The sequence below is a fragment of the Arthrobacter mangrovi genome, assembly GCF_026011795.1.
Taxonomy (GTDB): Bacteria; Actinomycetota; Actinomycetes; order Actinomycetales; family Micrococcaceae; genus Crystallibacter; species Crystallibacter mangrovi.
The window spans coordinates 1-16,627 of sequence record NZ_BRVS01000007.1; the positions used below are offsets into that span (position 1 = coordinate 1).

Consider the following 16,627-nt stretch of genomic DNA (forward strand, 5'->3'; position numbering starts at 1 on the left):
TGGCCAGGGACCGGATCCTGTCCGCCCGCGGACTCGACGTCGTCGTCGGGAAGCTGCGGAAGGCGCAGCAGGAAATGGCGAGCGAGGATCCGGCCGTGCATGCCAAGGCCATGCGCCGGTACGACCGGCTGGAGGCGGAGTTCCTGGCCGGCGGCGGTTATGCCGCCGAGGCGGAGGCCGCCGCGATCTCCTCCAATCTCCAGCTGCCCGAGCGCATCCTCAACCAGCCGCTCAAGACCCTCTCCGGCGGCCAGCGGCGGCGCGTCGAACTGGCCCGGATCCTCTACTCCGGCGCCGACACCATGCTGCTGGACGAGCCGACGAACCACCTGGACGCCGATTCGATCAGCTGGCTGCGTGAATTCCTGAAGAACCACCAGGGCGGGCTGATCGTGATCAGCCACGACACCGGCCTGCTGGAGGCGACGGTCAACAAGGTCTTCCACCTGGACGCGAACCGCGCCGCCGTCGACATCTACAACATGAACTGGAAGCGCTACCTGCAGCAGCGCGAAACCGACGAGCGCGCCCGCAAGCGCGAACGTGCCAACGCGGAAAAGAAGGCGCAGGTCCTGCTGGACCAGGCCAATAAGATGCGGGCCAAGGCCACCAAGGCCGTCGCCGCCCAGAACATGGCCAAGCGCGCCGAACGGCTGCTCGACGGGCTGGACGCCGTGCGGGCCCAGGACAAGGTCGCGGCCCTGCGCTTCCCGGATCCCGCCCCCTGCGGCAAGACCCCGATGACGGCGGAAGGGCTCAGCAAGTCCTACGGTTCGCTGGAAATCTTCACGGATGTGGACCTCGCGATCGACCGCGGTTCCAAGGTGGTCATCCTCGGCCTCAACGGCGCCGGCAAGACGACCTTGCTGCGCATGCTGGCCGGCGTGGACACACCGGACACCGGCGAAGTCGTCCCGGGGCACGGGCTCAAGATCGGCTACTACGCCCAGGAGCACGACACTCTGGATACCGAACGCACCGTGCTGGAGAACATGCGGACCGCGGCGCCGGACCTGCAGGACACGCAAGTCCGGAACATCCTCGGTTCCTTCCTGTTCTCCGGGGACGACGTGAGCAAGCCGGCCGGCGTGCTCTCCGGCGGCGAGAAGACGCGGCTGGCGCTGGCCACGATCGTCGCGTCCTCGGCCAATGTGCTGCTGCTCGATGAGCCCACGAACAACCTGGACCCGGCCAGCCGCGCCGAAATCCTGGGCGCACTGCGGAACTACACCGGCGCCGTCGTCATGGTCAGCCACGACGAGGGAGCCGTTGAGGCGCTGAATCCGGAGCGCGTGGTCCTGCTGCCCGACGGCGTCGAGGACCTCTGGAACGAGGACTACCTGGACCTGGTCACCCTGGCCTAAGCGGCACCGGGTCAGTCGTCCTTGCTGAGCAGCGAGCCGTCCGTGCGGAAGCCCTGCGCATCGAGCAGCGCGTCCTCTTCCTCCTCGGCGGTGGGCCGGTTGCGCCTCCGCTTGGGCGCCGCCGTCCGCCGCGCCGGATTGGCTTCGTGGATTCCGTGCGCTTCGTCCTCCGCCTGCAGCTCGTCCATCCGTGCCTGCTGCCGGGCCGCGTAGCCGTAGCCCACGAAGAACAGCAGTCCGAAGGCATACCACTGCATCGAGTAGGACAGGTGCGGCCCTTCGTCGATCGCCGGCTTCGGAATCGCGACGGGCTGCGTTGCCGGCGCCGGATCCTCGCTAGCCATCATGCCGTAGGCGCCGGTGTAGACCGGGTAGTCCAGTTCGGCCGCATAGTCTTCCAGCCGGATGGAAGCCAGCTGTCCCTCCGGTGCTCCACGGTCGACAGCCGCTTCGCCGGGCTTCATGCGCACGACGACGGTCACGTCCCCCTCCGGGGGCGCCGGCACGTCGTCCGGGCGTCCGGCCTGGATGTTGCCAATGGGCAGCCAGCCGCGGTCAACGATCACGGCGGCACCCGATTCCAGCCTGAGCGGCACAAGGACTTCGTAGCCCGGGCGGCCGTTCAGGGGGCGGTTGCGGACGATCCGCTGCCTGGCGACGTCGTACTCGCCGCGCAGGGCGACCGGCGTCCACTCATCGGCCTCGGCCGCAGTCTCGAAGATCTGCGGCACCGTGGAGAACTCGACGGGCGCGCGGTCGTAATTGGATTCAATAGCGGAAATGACATCGCGGGCCTGCTCGCGGCGGTCCATCTGCCAGTTGCCCAGCAGCACGCAGACGGCCGCGAGCAGGACCACGAGGAGGAACCATCCGACCCATTTGCCGGTGAACAGGAAGCGGTAGGAACTCATTGGCCCTCCGCCGTTTCCGGGTTTTCGCCCGCAGAGGCCCCGAAGGCCTGAGTCGCGCGCCAGAGCCCGCGCTGTTCCAAGTATTCCTGGAGCCAGTCGCGGTGCTCGTCGCAGGCCAGCCAGGTCTTCCGGCGCTCAGGGGTGTGGATCTTCGGGTTGTTCCAGAGCAACTCCCAGGCCGCCGATGCGCGGCACCCCTTGCGCGAGCAGACCGGGGCAACCGCGATCGGCTGTCCGCTTCCGGACAGTTGGTCGAAAATACTCACGCTGCGTCTCCGTCTTTCCCGCGTTGATCCATCAGTCCCTCGCCGCCCGGCCCTTCTCTGCCCTGTCCCTCGTCGAACCAGGGCCGGCCCGGCGCACCCGCGCCGCCTGCAGTCTCGCCGCCGCTGTCCGCGTCGTCATCGACCACCTCGCCTGCGAGCACATCGGTCTCTTCCTCCTGCGGGCCCGTGCCGGCCTCGAGTTCGGCGGCCGGGGCCCGATCCAAAAGCGAGTCGCTGTGCTGCAGATTGCTCTGGTCGCTGCCGCTGTTCGCGATGACCACGGCGATCCACGGCAGGAACACGGCGCCGGCGATGAACGTCCAGCGCAGCCAGCCGTCCACGAAAAAGAACAGCAGGAGGCAGGCAAGACGGATGCTCATGGCGATGGTGTACTTGACCATCCGGCGCCGCATCTCGTCGGTATGGCCCTCCTGCGCGTCCGTAATGCTCTGGACGGCCTGATCATCGTTTGACTGCTTACTCATCACGCTCCAAAGAACCTCCCTCAATTCTCCCACGGCATCGGTCGATGAACGAACTTCTCCAAGGCCTGCGGATCCTGCGGCCGGGCTAGGATGCTCTAGGACAAAACAGCGTTTTCAACGGAGGTAAGTGTGAGCAACGAAGAGCAGGCGGGGCGCAGCGTCCTGGTGACCGGCGGTAACCGCGGCATCGGACTCGCTATCGCGCGCGCATTCCAGGCGAATGGCGACAAGGTGGCCATCACCTATCGCAGCGGCGACGTGCCCGAGGGGCTGCTGGGCGTCAAGGCGGACGTGACCGATGCCTCCTCGATCGACGCTGCCTTCACCGAAGTCGAAGCCGCCCACGGTCCGGTAGAGGTGCTGGTCGCCAATGCCGGCATCACGCGCGACACGCTCCTGCTGCGAATGAGCGAAGACGACTTCACCGACGTCATCGACACCAACCTGAGCGGCGCTTTCCGCGTCGTCAAGCGCGCGTCCAAGGGCATGATCCGGCTGCGCAAAGGCCGGGTCGTGCTGATTTCCTCCGTGGTCGGGCTCTACGGTTCTCCGGGGCAGATCAACTACGCCGCCTCCAAATCGGGCCTCGTCGGGATCGCCCGCTCGCTGACCCGCGAACTCGGTTCCCGCGGCATCACCGCCAACGTCGTCGCCCCGGGTTTCATCAATACCGACATGACGGCGGCACTCCCCGAGGACACGCAGAAGAGCTACCTCTCCAGTATCCCGGCAGGCCGCTTCGCCGAGCCGGAGGAAGTGGCCAACGTCGTGCGCTGGATCGCCAGCGACGAGGCCGCCTACATCTCCGGTGCGGTCATTCCGGTAGACGGCGGACTGGGAATGGGCCACTGACGGCATAACCGCTATTTGTCGCATTCGGACAAAGCTTGAGGCTCCGCAGGCTGGCAGTATGGTCTGCGGAGCCTTTTTCATTAGGTGATTTCTACAAACGCCACGACGACTAGGAGCAAGAATGGGTGCCTTGGACGGCAAAGCAGCAATTGTGACAGGATCCTCGCGCGGGGTCGGGGCCGCCGTGGCCGGACTGCTGGCGGCCGAGGGGGCCGGCGTCGTCGTCAACTACAGGCAGAAGGCACCCCGTGCCAATAAGGTCGTGGCCGGAATCGAAGCGGCCGGCGGCCGCGCCGTGGCCGTGGGCGCCGACCTGACTTCGCCCGAAGGGGCACAGTCCCTGGTCGACGCGGCCACCGAGAACTTCGGCGGGCTGGACCTGCTGGTCCTGAATGCCTCCGGCGGCATGGAATCGGGCCTCGGCGAGGACTACGCCATGCGGCTCAACCGCGATGCCCAGGTCAACATGCTCAGGGCCGCGGCGGCAGTCTTGCCCGCCGGGTCCCGGGTCGTGTTCGTCACCAGCCACCAGGCCCATTTCATCAACACGGTCCCCACGATGCCCGAGTACGAGCCGGTCGCACGGAGCAAGCGCGCCGGCGAGGATGCCCTGCGGGCGGAGCTGCCGGCGCTCGAAGAGAAGGGCATCAGCCTGGTCGTGGTTTCGGGCGACATGATCGAGGGAACCGTGACGGCGACGCTGCTGGACCGTGCTGCTCCCGGCGCCATCGAAGCCCGCCGCGAGGCCGCGGGCAAGCTCTACTCGGTCGAGGAATTCGCAGCGGAGATCGCGAAGATGGCCACCGCGGATGTGCCCTCCGGCCACACGGAACTAGTGGGCGGAGCCGAATGGTTCCAGCAGGCCCAGGCCTGATTCCGGCTTAGCAGGCCGCCCCGGTGGCCGCCGCCAGTGCATGGGCACGGGCGGCGGCCGCCGTCGTCTGCACCGCCCTGCCACCCCGCCATTCCCTTGCCCTTCGGATTGCGCTAAGATCACACGTTTAGCCGCACCAAAGGGAAGCTGTGCGGAGCTATCTTGGGGGGGAACAATGCGCCGTACCTGCGCAGCACTATGCGCCATGCTGGCGCTGGCCATATCCATGCTCTGCGGCGCACTGCCGTCCCAGGCGGCAGCGGCGGCCATCACGCTGAGCGACTATTCCGGGCCGGCCGGGACCACGGTCACCGTCACCGGTACAGGCTTCCCCAAGAAGACCGCGGGTACCGTGTCCGCCGGTACCGGCCAGCAGGCCTTCGCGACGTCCGCTTCGGGGTATTTCAAGACGTCCATCGTGATCCCCGAGGCCGCCGACGCTTCGCTGCGGATTGAGGCACGTGCGGGCGCTGCCGCCGCTTCGGCGATGTTCACGGTCACGTACAGCAGTCCCTCCGTGACCGAAGAGGAGCAACAGGTGGCGGCGCTCGACACGGCAGCCACCCTGCCCGGCATCAGCAGCGCGAGATTGCGCTTTGGCGTCGGCACGCCGGGAGGGCCGCTGGCGCAGGGCGAGCTGGATACCGTCGCCGCAATGTCGGGGGAAACCCCGTCCGTGATCTTGTCCTACAAAGACTTCCGGCAGGCGCCGCCGGTGGCCGAGCTCGAAGCGGTGCGGTCCCGCGGCGCGGTGACGCTGCTGACCTGGGAACCGTGGGCCTGGGGCGGCGGAACGGAGCAGCCCGCCTACTCCCTGGACCGGATCGCCGCCGGGGACTTCGACGCCTACCTGCGGCAGTGGGGCACCGCCCTCGCCCAATGGGGCCACCCCGTCTACCTGCGGTTCGGCCACGAGATGAACGGCAACTGGTACCCCTGGTCGGAGGGAGTCAACGGCAACGGCGCCGGCGACTATGCGGCGGCATGGCGGCACGTCCACGACGTCGTCAGCTCGACGGGAGCGGCCAACGTGCAGTGGGTGTGGAATCCCAATGTGCCCTACTGGGGGTCGACGCCGCTGGACGGGCTCTATCCCGGACCGGACTACGTCGACGCGGTGGCCCTGGACGGCTACAACTGGGGCACTTCTGCCGACTGGAGCAAATGGACCCAGCCGTGGGAGCTGTTCGCCGACGGCCTCGGCCAGGTCCGTTCCCTGGCTCCGGGCAAGCCCATCCTCATCGCGGAAACATCCTCGGCCGAACAGGGCGGCTCGAAAGCCGCATGGAACGCGGACCTGGTCTACTACCTGGCGCAGCAGCCGGACATCACTGCCGTGGTGTGGTTCCACTTCAACAAGGAAACCGACTGGCGGATCGACAGCAGCCAGAGCTCGGCGGACGCGCTCCGCGCGGCTCTGGCGGCGCGCCGCGGCTGACCTGCGGCCCGGTCCGGCACTCCTTCCGGATCAGACGCCTGCGAAGTACCGGACCACGTCCAGGTAGGGGATGTTGACGGCCGCGTCCGCTGCGTCCCGCACGGCGGGCTTAGCGTTGAAAGCCACGCCGAGACCGGCGGCGCCGAGCATATCCAGGTCATTGGCGCCGTCGCCGACCGCGATGGTCTGTGCCATGTCGATGTGCTCTGCCTTCGCCCAGGCGCGCAGCGAAGCCTCTTTCGCGGCGCGGTCCACGACGTCCCCCTCGACGACGCCGGTCAAGGCGCCGTCCGTGGTGCCCAGCAGGTTCGCATGCCAGTAGTCCAGCCTCAGCTCCGCGGCCAGCGGATCCAGGATCTGGCTGAACCCGCCGGAGACCACCCCGACGACGTGCCCGGCGTTGAGGAACGCCTCGACCAGTTCGGCGGCACCGTCGGTGAGTTCAACCGCACCGTGGACCTGGTCGATGACCTCCAGCGGCAGGTCGCGCAGGGTTCCGACCCGGGCATGCAGGCTCTCGGCAAAGTCCAGTTCGCCGCGCATCGCCGCATCGGTCAGCGCGGCGACCTCGTCCCGCTTCCCGGCGTGCTCCGCGAGCAGCTCGATGACCTCCTGCTTGATCAGCGTGGAATCCACATCCATGATCAGCAGCTTGCGCTTCGGGCCGGCCAGCTCGGCGGGCACGACCGCCGTGCCGATGGAGCTCGTGATGACCGGCTCGACCGCCGCCCGCAAGGCCAGCAGGCCGGACTCCGTGTCGCCGTCGTACCCCACGGCGTGCACCGTGGCCTGGAAACGGCCGTTGTCGAAGTTCTCCAGCTCCACAATGACGCCGCCCGCCGCTGAGAGGGCCTGCTGGACCGCCACCAGGTACTCGTCGGTGAGCTTGAGCCCGTAGGAGACAACGCGGAAGAGCGAAAGCATGCTGGAGAAGTCCTTCTCTGTCGGGCGCGCGGGGCGCCGGTGGAAATCAGCGGGGGCCAATCGCCGGGCCTGCGGCGTAGCGTTTGGCGAATGCTGCCTTTCTTAGCCTAGTGTCTAGAAGCATGAGTGATGTTCTTGAATTTGCCGGGGTCAGCGTTGTCCGCGGGCGGAAAACCCTGTTGGACAACGTGGACTGGCAAGTCAAGGAAGGCGAGCGTTGGGTCATCCTGGGCCCGAACGGCGCCGGGAAGACCACGCTGCTGCAGATCGCCGGTGCCCGGATGCACCCCACCCGCGGCGTAGCCGGGATCCTCGAAGAGGTCATGGGATCCGTGGACGTGTTCGAGCTCCGGCCGCGGATCGGCCTGGCCTCCGCGGCGCTGGCCAACCAGATTCCGGAGCAGGAAACGGTGCTGAACGTCGTCGTCACCGCCTCCTATGGCGTGACCGGCCGCTGGCGCGAGGCCTACGAGAAGCAGGACGAGCGCCGGGCGTTCCGGCTGCTGGACCAGTGGGGGATGTCCACCTTCCTCAACCGCCGCTTCGCCACTTTGAGCGAGGGCGAACGCAAGCGGGTGCAGATCGCCCGCGCACTGATGGCGGACCCGGAGCTGCTGCTGCTCGACGAGCCGGGCGCGGGTCTTGACCTTGCCGGCCGCGAGGACCTGGTCCACCGGCTGAGCCAGCTCGCAGCTGACGAGGACTCTCCGGCGCTGGTGCTCGTGACGCACCATCTGGAAGAGGTGCCCCCGGGTTTCACCCACGCCATGCTGCTGCGCGAAGGCGGCGTGGTGGCGCAGGGGCCCATCGACGAGGTGCTCACCGAAGAGAACCTCAGCACGGCCTTCGACATGCCACTTGAGGTCAAGAACGACGGCGGCCGGTACACGGCCGTTGCGCGCCGCGCCTGAGCCGGTACTGACTCTATGGACTTAGTCCAGGCGCTTATTATTGCCCTGGCCGGGCTCTGGGCCGGCACCATCAACAGCATCGTCGGCTCCGGCACGCTCGTCACGTTCCCCGTCCTGGTGGCGCTCGGCGTACCTCCGGTGACCGCGACGATTTCCAACGCGATGGGCCTGATCGCGGGCAACTTCGGCGGAGTGTACGGTTACCGGCGGGAGCTGCGCGGGCTGGGCGGAACGCTCAAGGTGCTGCTGCCGGCGTCGCTGCTCGGCGGCATCACCGGTGCGGCGCTGCTGCTGAACCTGCCGGAGGAAGTCTTCGGCATTGCCGCGCCCTTCCTGATCGTGCTGGCGCTGGTGTTCGTCATCTTCCAGCCCAAGCTGCAGGCCTGGGTGCGGGAGCGGCAGGCCGCGCAGGCACGGACCCGGAGCCAGCCGCTGGTGCTGCTGTTCCTGATCTACTTCGCCGGCGTCTACGGCGGCTACTTTGTCGCGGCCCAGGGCATCCTGCTCGTCGGGATCCTCGGCATCTTCCTGCACGGCACGCTGCAGCAGGCCAACGCGGTCAAGAACGTGCTGGTGCTCGGCGTGAACATCATCGCCGGCATCTCCTACATGATCTTCGCGTTCGACCGCATCAACTGGATGATCGTGCTGGTGATCGCCGTGAGCTCGCTGGCCGGCGCGCTGATCGGCACGTCGGTGGGCCGGCGCCTGAAGCCGGTGGTCCTGCGCGGCATCATCGTCGCCCTCGGCCTCGTGGCACTCTTCGTCATGGTCTCGGAACTCGTGGCATGAACCTGCACTACCTTGAGACCGCGGATGATCCGCTGGTCGCCGACTACACGCAGCTGACGGACACCGCCCTGCGGCGGCGCCGCGAGCCGGCCGAGGGGATGTACATTGCGGAGAGCTCTAAGGTGCTGCGCCGGGCCATCGATGCGGGCCACCGGCCGAGGTCGTTCTTCCTCGCCGAAAAGTGGCTCGAGGACCTGCGCGATGTCATCGGCCTCTTCCCGGAGGTGCCCGTCTTCGTCGGCACCCCGGAGGTGCTTGAAGCAATCACCGGTTTCCACCTGCACCGCGGCGCCATGGCCGCCATGCACCGCCCGGCGCCGCGCGATCCCGCGGAGGTAGTGGCCGGCGCGCGCCGCGTCGCGGTACTGGAGGACATCGTGGACCACACCAACGTCGGCGCGATCTTCCGCTCGGCCGCCGCGATGGGCATGGACGCCGTCCTGATCAGCCCCCGCTGCGCGGACCCGCTGTACCGCCGCAGCATCCGGGTCAGCATGGGCACGGTCTTCCAGATCCCGTGGGCGCGCCTGCCGGAATGGCCCGGGGGACTACGCGTCCTCAAGGAGCAGGGATTTACGACGGCGGCGCTTGAGCTGACCGAGGATGCCATCACCTTGGATGAACTTGAGTCCCGGACGTTCGGCCGGCTGGCCCTCATCCTCGGAACCGAGGGCGCCGGCATGCTGCCGGAGACCCTGGGGCAAGTCGACCTGAAGGTGATGATCCCGATGCGCGCCGGCGTGGACTCGCTGAACGTGGCGGCCGCCAGCGCCGTGGCCTTCTGGGCATGCCGCCCCAAGGTTTCAGGCATCGGCGGCTGATGAGGTAGGATGGGTTGCTGGCCTGCCATGGGCCAACCGTTTTCCATCCCTTAAAGCCGCTGGCAAAATCCAGGGGCGTGTTCAAAGGATTCCACATGAAGTCTGATATCCACCCGGCATACGCCCCGGTTGTCTTCCGCGACCTTGCCTCCGGCGTTTCCTTCCTGACCAAGTCCACCGTTGGCTCCAGCAAGACTGTTGAGTGGGAAGACGGCAACACCTACCCGCTGATCGAGGTTGAAATCTCCTCCGAGTCGCACCCGTTCTACACCGGTAAGCAGCGCATCATGGACACCGCCGGCCGTGTCGAGCGCTTCAACGCCCGCTTCAAGGGCTTCGGCAAGAAGTAACTTCTTCGCCCGCAGATTTGAGCGACGGCGGTCCGCACCAGTCCACGCTGGTGCGGACCGCCGCTTTTTAACCCGCGTGCCACGCGGTGGTATGACTGAAGAGCCGGCGGCGTTCGTCCGCGGCACATAGCAGACTGGCAAGGAGTTCGGAATGTCCGGTCACCGGCACGGTGAATACAAGGTCCACGGCGGCAAGCTCGTCGTGGTCGACCTCGACGAGGAGTCGGGCCGGCTGGCCAACGTCTCCGTCAGCGGCGATTTTTTCCTCGAACCGGACGAGGCCCTGCACGACATCAACGCCGCGCTGAACGGCATGCCCGCCGACGGGTCCCATGCCGACTATGCGGCTGCCGTCGATGCCGCCCTGGGTTCCGACGTGGTGCTCTTCGGATTTTCCGCCCACGCGGTGGCCACTGCGGTGCGCCGGGCCTTGGCCAAGGCCACCGGCTGGCGGGACCATGACTGGCAGCTGATCGGTCCGCAGGTGCTGCCGATCCACCTCAACGTGGCCCTTGACGAGGTGCTGACCCGCCGCGTGGGGGAGGGCAAGCGCCCGCCGACCATGCGGATCTGGGACTGGGACGAGCCCTCCGTCGTGATCGGCAGCTTCCAGTCGGTCAGGAACGAAGTGGACGCCGACGGCGCCGAACGCCACGGCGTGACCGTGGTACGCAGGATCACCGGCGGCGGGGCGATGTTCATGGAACACGGCAACGCCATCACGTATTCGCTCTACCTTCCGCAGACCCTTGTGGACGGCCTGTCGTTCGAAGCGTCCTACGCGTTCCTGGACACGTGGACCATGGCAGCACTGGAAAAGGTAGGGGTGGAGGCCTTCTACCAGCCGCTGAACGATATAGCGACGCCGCAGGGCAAGATCGGGGGCGCTGCCCAGAAACGACTGGGCAACGGCGCCATGCTGCACCACGTGACGATGTCCTACGACATCGATGCGGACAAGATGACCGACGTCCTGCGGATCGGGAAGGAAAAGATTTCGGACAAGGGGATCACCAGCGCGAAGAAGCGCGTCGATCCGCTGCGGCGCCAGACCGGCCTGGACCGGGAATCCATCATCGGCACCATGATGGCCACGTTCCGCGACCGCTACGGCGCTTCGGACTCTGCCATCACCGACGAGGAGTTCGCCGCCGCCCGCGATCTGGTCGAGGCCAAGTTCGCCACCGGGGAGTGGCTGCACCGGGTGCCGTAGCGCGCCCGCTTACACATCGTCTTCAAGCGCTTCCGTCCGTTCGTCGATGAAGGTCCGCAGCGTCGCGGCCTGCTCCGCCAGGTCCTCCGCGGTGACGCCGTCGCTGGACGGCACCGCGGACGCGATCTCGTCCAAAAGCTCGGTCGCGGTTCCGTCCCCGTACATCCGGTCGTAAAGGTCTGCATAGGCGGCCTCGTAGGCGGGCCGGAAAGCCTCCGATGCCAGGAACCGCTCCTTCAGCTCGTTGCCTCCCCGGCCGCCCCCTCCCGCCATCCGGCCGGCCATACCGCCGCCGTATTCGTTGGCGGCGGACGCAGCGGCCGGATCGCTGGCGGGGTCGGAGCCTCCCGGGGGTGTCCCGGGGTCACCGTTCTGCCCTGGCGGCACGGCTCCGCCGCCCCCTCCGATGGAGAGCTGGTCATCGGGGGACGCCGCGGCGTCCCCTGTCATGGCGAGGTTCAGATCCCACGAAATGACCGAAATCTTCTTCGACTCCAGGTCGTACCAGAGGTAATAGTTCCGGCCCGGTCCGGCCATGTCGTCGCCGTTCACCAGGAGGTTCATGGTGGCGGTGTAGCGGGCAAAGGATCCGATATCCACCCAGTCGGCCAATTCGGCGTCGAACTCCTCATCGCTGGCTTCGGAGAGCCACTTGAGGAAGTCGACGACGGGCTGCACGTCTTCGCTGCCCTCGGCGTTAAGTTGCTTGAACTGCTCTTCATAAGTCGCCAGGTCGTCGCCCTGGTACCTGAAGCTGGATTCCGCGTCCGCTTTGTAGAGCACGCCGGCTGTGCCGAAAAGGGAATCGGCGTAGGTTTCGTCGGGGTTCTCCACCAGCAGCCGCGTCTGGGTCGGGCTGCCGTTCACGGAATACGTGGAGTAGGCGAACCGCTGCGTTGCTTGGCCGCTGGCCGCCGTCAGGGCCAGGGCAAGGGCCTCGTTGAGGGCCGGTGAACCGGGCCGCAGGGCGAGCTGCGTGAGGCCCTGGTACGTCTGGCCGTCCGTGTACTTGTCGAAGTCGATGAGCAGCGGGAGCGACTCGGGAACGTCGGAGGAGATTTCCATGGTGTTTGAGGTGTTCGCGTTTCCGGCCATCCGGGCGCCCCCGCCGCTGAGGCTGCGCAAGGTCGAATTGCCCTTGAGCCGCACGCCCACGTTGGGCACCACGGTCCCATCGATGGTGATGTCGGCCTGGATCCAGTCCTTGGCCCCGTCCGCTTCGTAGGCAGCGACCATGTCGGCGTAGTCGGATTCCTCCCAGGCGACGCTGATCCGGTGGGACACGCCGTCAGCAAAGAAGGCGTCCCTGGCAGCCGCGGAACCACCGTCCGCCGCGTCGGACCCGGAGCCGGTGGACGATGGCGCAGCTGATGTCCCCGCCGCCGGGGCGTCTGTCGCCGCCCCGGTGCCGCACCCGGACAAGGCCAGCGTGAGGGCAAGGGCGGATGCCGAAAGAATTGTGCCGGGGAAACGTCGCATGGGTCCTTCTAAGCTCGCCGAATGGATGCCTCCCAGCTTCGCGCTTAGAGCTGTGCCGTTTCTGTGCCCGGACCATGCGCGGGGTATGACCCGATCCCGCGGCTTTTCCGGAACCTGGAGCAGGTCCGGGCCGCACGGCCCGCCGAAGGCGCGGGGCCCCTTATTTTGCTGCGGCCTGCTGCGCCCTCAGTGCGCGGAGCAGATGGTCCTGCTGCTCGACGACGATGCGCCGGAGTGCCGCCGGGGCATGGGGATGCCGCCCGAGCCACTCATCGGTGCGGACGACGACGGGATGCAGTTCGGGCGCCTGGCTCTCGGCCAGGTCCTGCTGCAGGGGATACAGGCCGCGGACGACCCGGCTGGCCAGCTCGATGCTCTGCCGCTGCCACACGTCCTCGATGCCCTGGAAGTACTGCTCGGCGTAGGGCGCCAGCAGCCCGTGCCCGGCGGCCGTGAAGCCGTCGATCGTCGCGTCCAGCAGCTCATTGGACAGCTGCGAACCGGCAACGGCGTCCTGCCAGGCTTTGGCCTTGACCGCCGGATCGGGGCGGGCGCCCATGGCGGCCGTGAAGCCGGCGCGTCCCGACGCCGTCAGGTCCCGCTCCAGCTCCGCCTCGAGCCGGGAGGGGTCGGCATGGCCGGTCGCCGCCAGCGCCTGCCACAGCCGCCAGCGGAGGTCCGCATCCATGGCCAAGCCCTCGGGTACCGAGGAGCCGTCCAGCAACGCGGCGAGGTAGTCCGCACCGGCCGGATCGGCCCGGGCGACGGCCGCCAGGCAGCGGGCCCACGCCAGCTGGTGGTCGCTTCCCGGCTCCGCAGCCTCCAGCTGCGCGCGCAGGAACATGGCGGTGCGACGCCGAAGGCGGTCCCGCTCCGAGGCCGGCGCATAGCGTTCCAGGGCGGTCCGTGCACAGTCCAAGAGCATCTGCAGGACGCCGTTGTCCGTCTCCGACCGGGCGAAGCGTTCCACGGCCGCCAGGTAGGATTCCGCGTCGAGGAGGCCGTCGCGCGCCATGTCCCACAGCGTTGACCAGCACAGTGCCCGGGCCAGCGGATCCGCCACCCGGTCCAGCGAGGCGAGCACGGTCTGCAGGGAGCGCGGATCGAACCGGACTTTGACGTAGCTGAGGTCCTCGTCGTTCACCAGCAGGAGCGCCGGTTCGGGGCGTCCGGCGAGCCCGGGCACTTCGGTGACGCGCCCGGCGACGTCCAGCTCCACGGAGCCGGAGCGCACCAGCGCGCCCTCGGCATCGAAGTCGTAGAGGCCCACGCGCAGCCGGTGCGGCCGCTCCGCGGGTAGTCCCGTAACCGGATCCGTGGCTTCCTGGACCAGGCGTACGGCAGCAAGCCTCCCGCCGTCGTACTCGAGTTCCGGGGTGATGGCGGAAATTCCGGAGGTCTGCAGCCAGGCCGCCGCCCACCCGCCCATGTCGCGGCCGGAGGCGCCGCTGATCACTGCCAGGAAGTCGGCCAGGGAGGTGTTGGCGTATTCGTGCTGCCGGAAGTAGCGGCGCGCCGCCGCGGTGAAGGCGTCCGCGCCGACGTACGCCACCAGCTGCTTGAGCACCGAGGCGCCCTTGGCGTAGGTGATGCCGTCGAAGTTCTGCTTGGCAGCCTCCAGGTCCACGATGTCGGCAACGATCGGATGCGTGGTCGGCAGCTGGTCCTGCACGTAGGCCCAGGCCTTGCGGCGGTTGGCGAAGGTGACCCACGCGTTCGTGAACTCGGTGGCCTCGACCAGGGCCAGGGAACCCATGTAGTCCGCGAAAGACTCCTTGAGCCACAGGTCGTCCCACCACGACATCGTGACCAGGTCCCCGAACCACATGTGGGCCATTTCGTGCATGATCGTGTTGGCCCGTGCCTGGTACTGGGCAACCGTGGCGCGCGAGGTGAACACGTACTTCTCGGTGAAGGTGACCAGGCCGGGGTTCTCCATGGCGCCGAGGTTGTATTCCGGCACGAACGCCTGCTCGTACTTGCCGAAGGGGTAGGGGTACTCGAACAGGTCGTGGAAGAAGTCCAGCCCCTGCTTGGTGGTGGCGAAGATCCGGTCCGCGTCGAAGGCGTCCGCCAGCGCGGCGCGGCAGAAGGCGCCCAGCGGGACCTGCAGCCCGCTCCCGTCCGGAAGCGTCCGCTCCCAGCTGTCCTGTGCCCGGTGGTACGGCCCGGCCAGCACGGTGGTGATGTAGGTGGAGATCCGGGCCGTCGGCTCGAAGCGGCTCACCAGAAAACCGGGCGCGCCGGGCAGCTCCTCCACCGAGGCAAGCGGGGCATTGGAAGCGACCTGCCAGCCCGAGGGAGCCGTAATGGTGAAGGTGAAGACGCCCTTCAGGTCCGGCTGCTCGAAGTTCGCGAACACCCGGCGCGCGTCCGCCGGCTCGTACTGGGTGTAGAGGTAGGTCTTGCCGTCCGCGGGATCCGTGAACCGGTGCAGGCCCTCGCCGCTGCGGCTGTACAGCGCGGTGCCGGCCACGGTCGCCCGGTTCCGCCGTTGCAGTCCCGGCAGCCGGATCCGCGACCCATCCACAACGGCGGCGGGATCCAGCCGCTCGCCGTTCAGGACCACGGATTCGACGCCGCCGTGGATGAAGTCCAGGAAGGTTTCGGCGCCGGGGGAGCTGCAGCTGAAGTCGATGACGGTCTTCGAGGCGTAGCCCGGGATGTCCGGGTCTTCCGCGGACCGGAGGTCGAGGCTGACGTCGTAGCTGTCCACGTCAATCAGTTCCGACCGCGTCCGTGCCTCGGCGCGGCTAAGGTTCCCATGAGTCACCCGGCCCATTCAACCACGCCCCCGCTGCGCACGCCGGACGCTCAGCCGACGATGAGCCGCGCCGCGCCCAGCCCCAGGGCGGCGATCAGCAGCCAGGCCAGCAGGGCGACGGCCAGCGAGGCGACGGAACCGCGCGCCAGTTCGCGCACCCGAATGCCCGTTCCGAGGCCGAACAATGCCATCGCCAGCAGCCAGTCCTGCAGCATTGCGGCCGCGTCCAGCACATCCGGGGGCAGCCAGCCGGAGCTGCCCAGCAGGACCATCGCCGCGAAGCCGGCAATGAACAGCGGCACCAGCGGCGGCCGTCCGGCATCCTGCGCGGTGCTGCGGCGGTGCCAGGCCACCCCGGCCACAATCGGTGCCAGCAGCAGCACGCGCGCCAGCTTAACGACGACGGCGGCCGCCAGCGCCACGGTCCCGGCGGTCTGCGCCGTGGCCACCACCTGGCCGACGTCGTGGACGGAGCTGCCTACCCAGACGCCGAAGAGCTCCGCCGGCAGGTCCGCCGCAACCATGATGGCCGGCAGGACAGCGATGGCCAGCGACCCGCACAGCGTCACCAGGGCCACGGGCACGGCGACGTCCTGCCCCCGGCTCCCGCGGGCCGCCGCGACCGCACCGATGGCGGAGACACCGCAGATCGAGAAGCCCGCGGCCAGCAGCAGGGGCTGGTCGCCGCCCAGCCTGAAGGCGCGGGCGAGCAGGTAGGTCCCCGCGAAGGCCGCAGCGACCACGCCTGCGATCAGCAGGAGGCCCCCGACGCCCAGCTGCGCCAGCGCCCCCAGCGACAGCTTCAGGCCCAGCAGGACGATCCCGGTCCGGAGCAGTGTCCGGGCGGAAAACGCGAGGCCGGGCCGTGCCGTCCCGCCCGCGGCCGCCCGCAGGCCGGGCAGGTTGGCCACCAGGACGCCCAGTACCACGGCAAAGCTCATGGCCGGCACGGCCGGCAGGAGCAGGTGGGCGGCATAGGCAGCAGCCGCCGCGGCTACGGCCAGCAGCAGGCCCGGGAGCAGCGGCAGCCACCGCCCGGCGCCGCGTTCGGCAGCCCGGGGCACCGGGTCGGAAGGAACGGAACTGGTCTCAGGCACAGAAGCTACTGTGCCGTACGGCACGCGCAACACGCTATCGGCGCGTAAAAGTGGGCACGGAAAGCCCGGACGTGAAACGCTTTGGG

General features: G+C 68.2%; 16 protein-coding genes. 9 read left to right on the plus strand and 7 right to left on the minus strand.

The features are described 5' to 3' along the window. Positions 1–1,364 (plus strand): ABC-F family ATP-binding cassette domain-containing protein (locus AHIS1636_RS08495; RefSeq protein ID WP_264795398.1); only part of this gene is annotated, 1,364 nt, incomplete at its 5' end. Positions 1,365–1,375: 11 nt separating this feature from the next. Here the strand turns inward: AHIS1636_RS08495 and AHIS1636_RS08500 are convergent. From AHIS1636_RS08500 to AHIS1636_RS08510, 3 genes are read right to left on the minus strand one after another with little or no spacing between them, the layout of a single operon-like run. Next, positions 1,376–2,275: an SURF1 family cytochrome oxidase biogenesis protein gene (locus tag AHIS1636_RS08500; RefSeq protein WP_264795399.1), complete on the minus strand. Its 900-nt coding sequence runs from the start codon at positions 2,273–2,275 to the stop codon at positions 1,376–1,378. Beyond that, entirely contained in the window at positions 2,272–2,541 is a 270-nt protein-coding gene (locus AHIS1636_RS08505; RefSeq protein ID WP_264795400.1) for a hypothetical protein, read from the minus strand. The genes AHIS1636_RS08500 and AHIS1636_RS08505 overlap by 4 nt, the downstream gene beginning before the upstream one ends. After that, entirely contained in the window at positions 2,538–3,026 is a 489-nt protein-coding gene (locus AHIS1636_RS08510) for a DUF3099 domain-containing protein (RefSeq protein WP_264795401.1), read from the minus strand. The genes AHIS1636_RS08505 and AHIS1636_RS08510 overlap by 4 nt, the downstream gene beginning before the upstream one ends. Positions 3,027–3,155: 129 nt before the next feature. On the opposite strand from AHIS1636_RS08510, the gene AHIS1636_RS08515 reads away from it, so the two are divergent. The 3 genes from AHIS1636_RS08515 (at position 3,156) to AHIS1636_RS08525 (ending at position 6,190) form a co-directional block, all read left to right on the plus strand. Beyond that, positions 3,156–3,878, plus strand: coding sequence for a beta-ketoacyl-ACP reductase (locus AHIS1636_RS08515; RefSeq protein ID WP_264795402.1), 723 nt, complete (start codon positions 3,156–3,158; stop codon positions 3,876–3,878). A 121-nt stretch (positions 3,879–3,999) separates the two neighbouring features. Continuing rightward, positions 4,000–4,752 carry an SDR family oxidoreductase gene (locus tag AHIS1636_RS08520; protein ID WP_264795403.1) on the plus strand — a complete coding sequence of 251 codons (753 nt, stop codon included), beginning with the start codon at positions 4,000–4,002 and terminating at the stop codon, positions 4,750–4,752. A gap of 205 nt (positions 4,753–4,957) precedes the next feature. Continuing rightward, positions 4,958–6,190: a glycoside hydrolase family 26 protein gene (locus AHIS1636_RS08525; RefSeq protein WP_264795404.1), complete on the plus strand. Its 1,233-nt coding sequence runs from the start codon at positions 4,958–4,960 to the stop codon at positions 6,188–6,190. Positions 6,191–6,220: 30 nt separating this feature from the next. On the opposite strand, the gene serB is transcribed toward AHIS1636_RS08525, so the two are convergent. Further along, positions 6,221–7,114 carry a phosphoserine phosphatase SerB gene (gene serB / locus AHIS1636_RS08530; protein ID WP_264795405.1) on the minus strand — a complete coding sequence of 298 codons (894 nt, stop codon included), beginning with the start codon at positions 7,112–7,114 and terminating at the stop codon, positions 6,221–6,223. A 122-nt stretch (positions 7,115–7,236) separates the two neighbouring features. On the opposite strand from serB, the gene AHIS1636_RS08535 reads away from it, so the two are divergent. The 5 genes from AHIS1636_RS08535 to lplAB all read left to right on the plus strand — a co-directional run bounded on the left by AHIS1636_RS08535 (position 7,237) and on the right by lplAB (position 11,201). Next, positions 7,237–8,025, plus strand: a complete 789-nt coding sequence (locus AHIS1636_RS08535; RefSeq protein ID WP_264795406.1) for an ABC transporter ATP-binding protein — start codon at positions 7,237–7,239, stop codon at positions 8,023–8,025. A 15-nt stretch (positions 8,026–8,040) separates the two neighbouring features. Continuing rightward, positions 8,041–8,817, plus strand: a complete 777-nt coding sequence (locus tag AHIS1636_RS08540; protein ID WP_264795407.1) for a sulfite exporter TauE/SafE family protein — start codon at positions 8,041–8,043, stop codon at positions 8,815–8,817. Beyond that, a complete protein-coding gene (locus AHIS1636_RS08545) occupies positions 8,814–9,638 on the plus strand; it encodes a TrmH family RNA methyltransferase (RefSeq protein ID WP_264795408.1) in 825 nt (274 codons plus the stop codon). Before AHIS1636_RS08540 ends, AHIS1636_RS08545 begins: the two co-directional genes overlap by 4 nt. Positions 9,639–9,733: 95 nt before the next feature. After that, positions 9,734–9,988, plus strand: coding sequence for a type B 50S ribosomal protein L31 (locus tag AHIS1636_RS08550; protein WP_262104449.1), 255 nt, complete (start codon positions 9,734–9,736; stop codon positions 9,986–9,988). 151 nt (positions 9,989–10,139) lie between these two features. Continuing rightward, a complete protein-coding gene (lplAB, locus tag AHIS1636_RS08555; RefSeq protein WP_264795409.1) occupies positions 10,140–11,201 on the plus strand; it encodes a lipoate-protein ligase LplAB in 1,062 nt (353 codons plus the stop codon). A gap of 9 nt (positions 11,202–11,210) precedes the next feature. Here the strand turns inward: lplAB and AHIS1636_RS08560 are convergent, their stop codons facing one another. The 3 genes from AHIS1636_RS08560 to AHIS1636_RS08570 form a co-directional block, all read right to left on the minus strand. Continuing rightward, a complete protein-coding gene (locus AHIS1636_RS08560; protein ID WP_264795410.1) occupies positions 11,211–12,680 on the minus strand; it encodes a CotH kinase family protein in 1,470 nt (489 codons plus the stop codon). A gap of 160 nt (positions 12,681–12,840) precedes the next feature. Continuing rightward, positions 12,841–15,453: an aminopeptidase N gene (gene pepN / locus AHIS1636_RS08565; protein ID WP_264795411.1), complete on the minus strand. Its 2,613-nt coding sequence runs from the start codon at positions 15,451–15,453 to the stop codon at positions 12,841–12,843. Between the two features lie 41 nt (positions 15,454–15,494). Further along, on the minus strand, positions 15,495–16,508 hold the full coding sequence (locus AHIS1636_RS08570; RefSeq protein WP_373875809.1) for a YeiH family protein: 1,014 nt from the start codon (positions 16,506–16,508) through the stop codon (positions 15,495–15,497). Between the last annotated feature and the right edge of the window lie 119 nt (positions 16,509–16,627).

Bases quoted from the DNA above. Each gene is read 5' to 3' on its own strand.
- AHIS1636_RS08500 (WP_264795399.1), bottom strand. From the start codon at position 2,275: ATGAGTTCCTACCGCTTCCTGTTCACCGGCAAATGGGTCGGATGGTTC.
- AHIS1636_RS08510 (WP_264795401.1), bottom strand. From the start codon at position 3,026: ATGAGTAAGCAGTCAAACGATGATCAGGCCGTCCAGAGCATTACGGAC.
- AHIS1636_RS08520 (WP_264795403.1), top strand. From the start codon at position 4,000: ATGGGTGCCTTGGACGGCAAAGCAGCAATTGTGACAGGATCCTCGCGC.
- AHIS1636_RS08525 (WP_264795404.1), top strand. From the start codon at position 4,958: ATGCTGGCGCTGGCCATATCCATGCTCTGCGGCGCACTGCCGTCCCAG.
- serB (WP_264795405.1), bottom strand. From the start codon at position 7,114: ATGCTTTCGCTCTTCCGCGTTGTCTCCTACGGGCTCAAGCTCACCGAC.
- AHIS1636_RS08535 (WP_264795406.1), top strand. From the start codon at position 7,237: ATGAGTGATGTTCTTGAATTTGCCGGGGTCAGCGTTGTCCGCGGGCGG.
- AHIS1636_RS08540 (WP_264795407.1), top strand. From the start codon at position 8,041: ATGGACTTAGTCCAGGCGCTTATTATTGCCCTGGCCGGGCTCTGGGCC.
- AHIS1636_RS08545 (WP_264795408.1), top strand. From the start codon at position 8,814: ATGAACCTGCACTACCTTGAGACCGCGGATGATCCGCTGGTCGCCGAC.
- AHIS1636_RS08550 (WP_262104449.1), top strand. From the start codon at position 9,734: ATGAAGTCTGATATCCACCCGGCATACGCCCCGGTTGTCTTCCGCGAC.
- lplAB (WP_264795409.1), top strand. From the start codon at position 10,140: ATGTCCGGTCACCGGCACGGTGAATACAAGGTCCACGGCGGCAAGCTC.
- AHIS1636_RS08560 (WP_264795410.1), bottom strand. From the start codon at position 12,680: ATGCGACGTTTCCCCGGCACAATTCTTTCGGCATCCGCCCTTGCCCTC.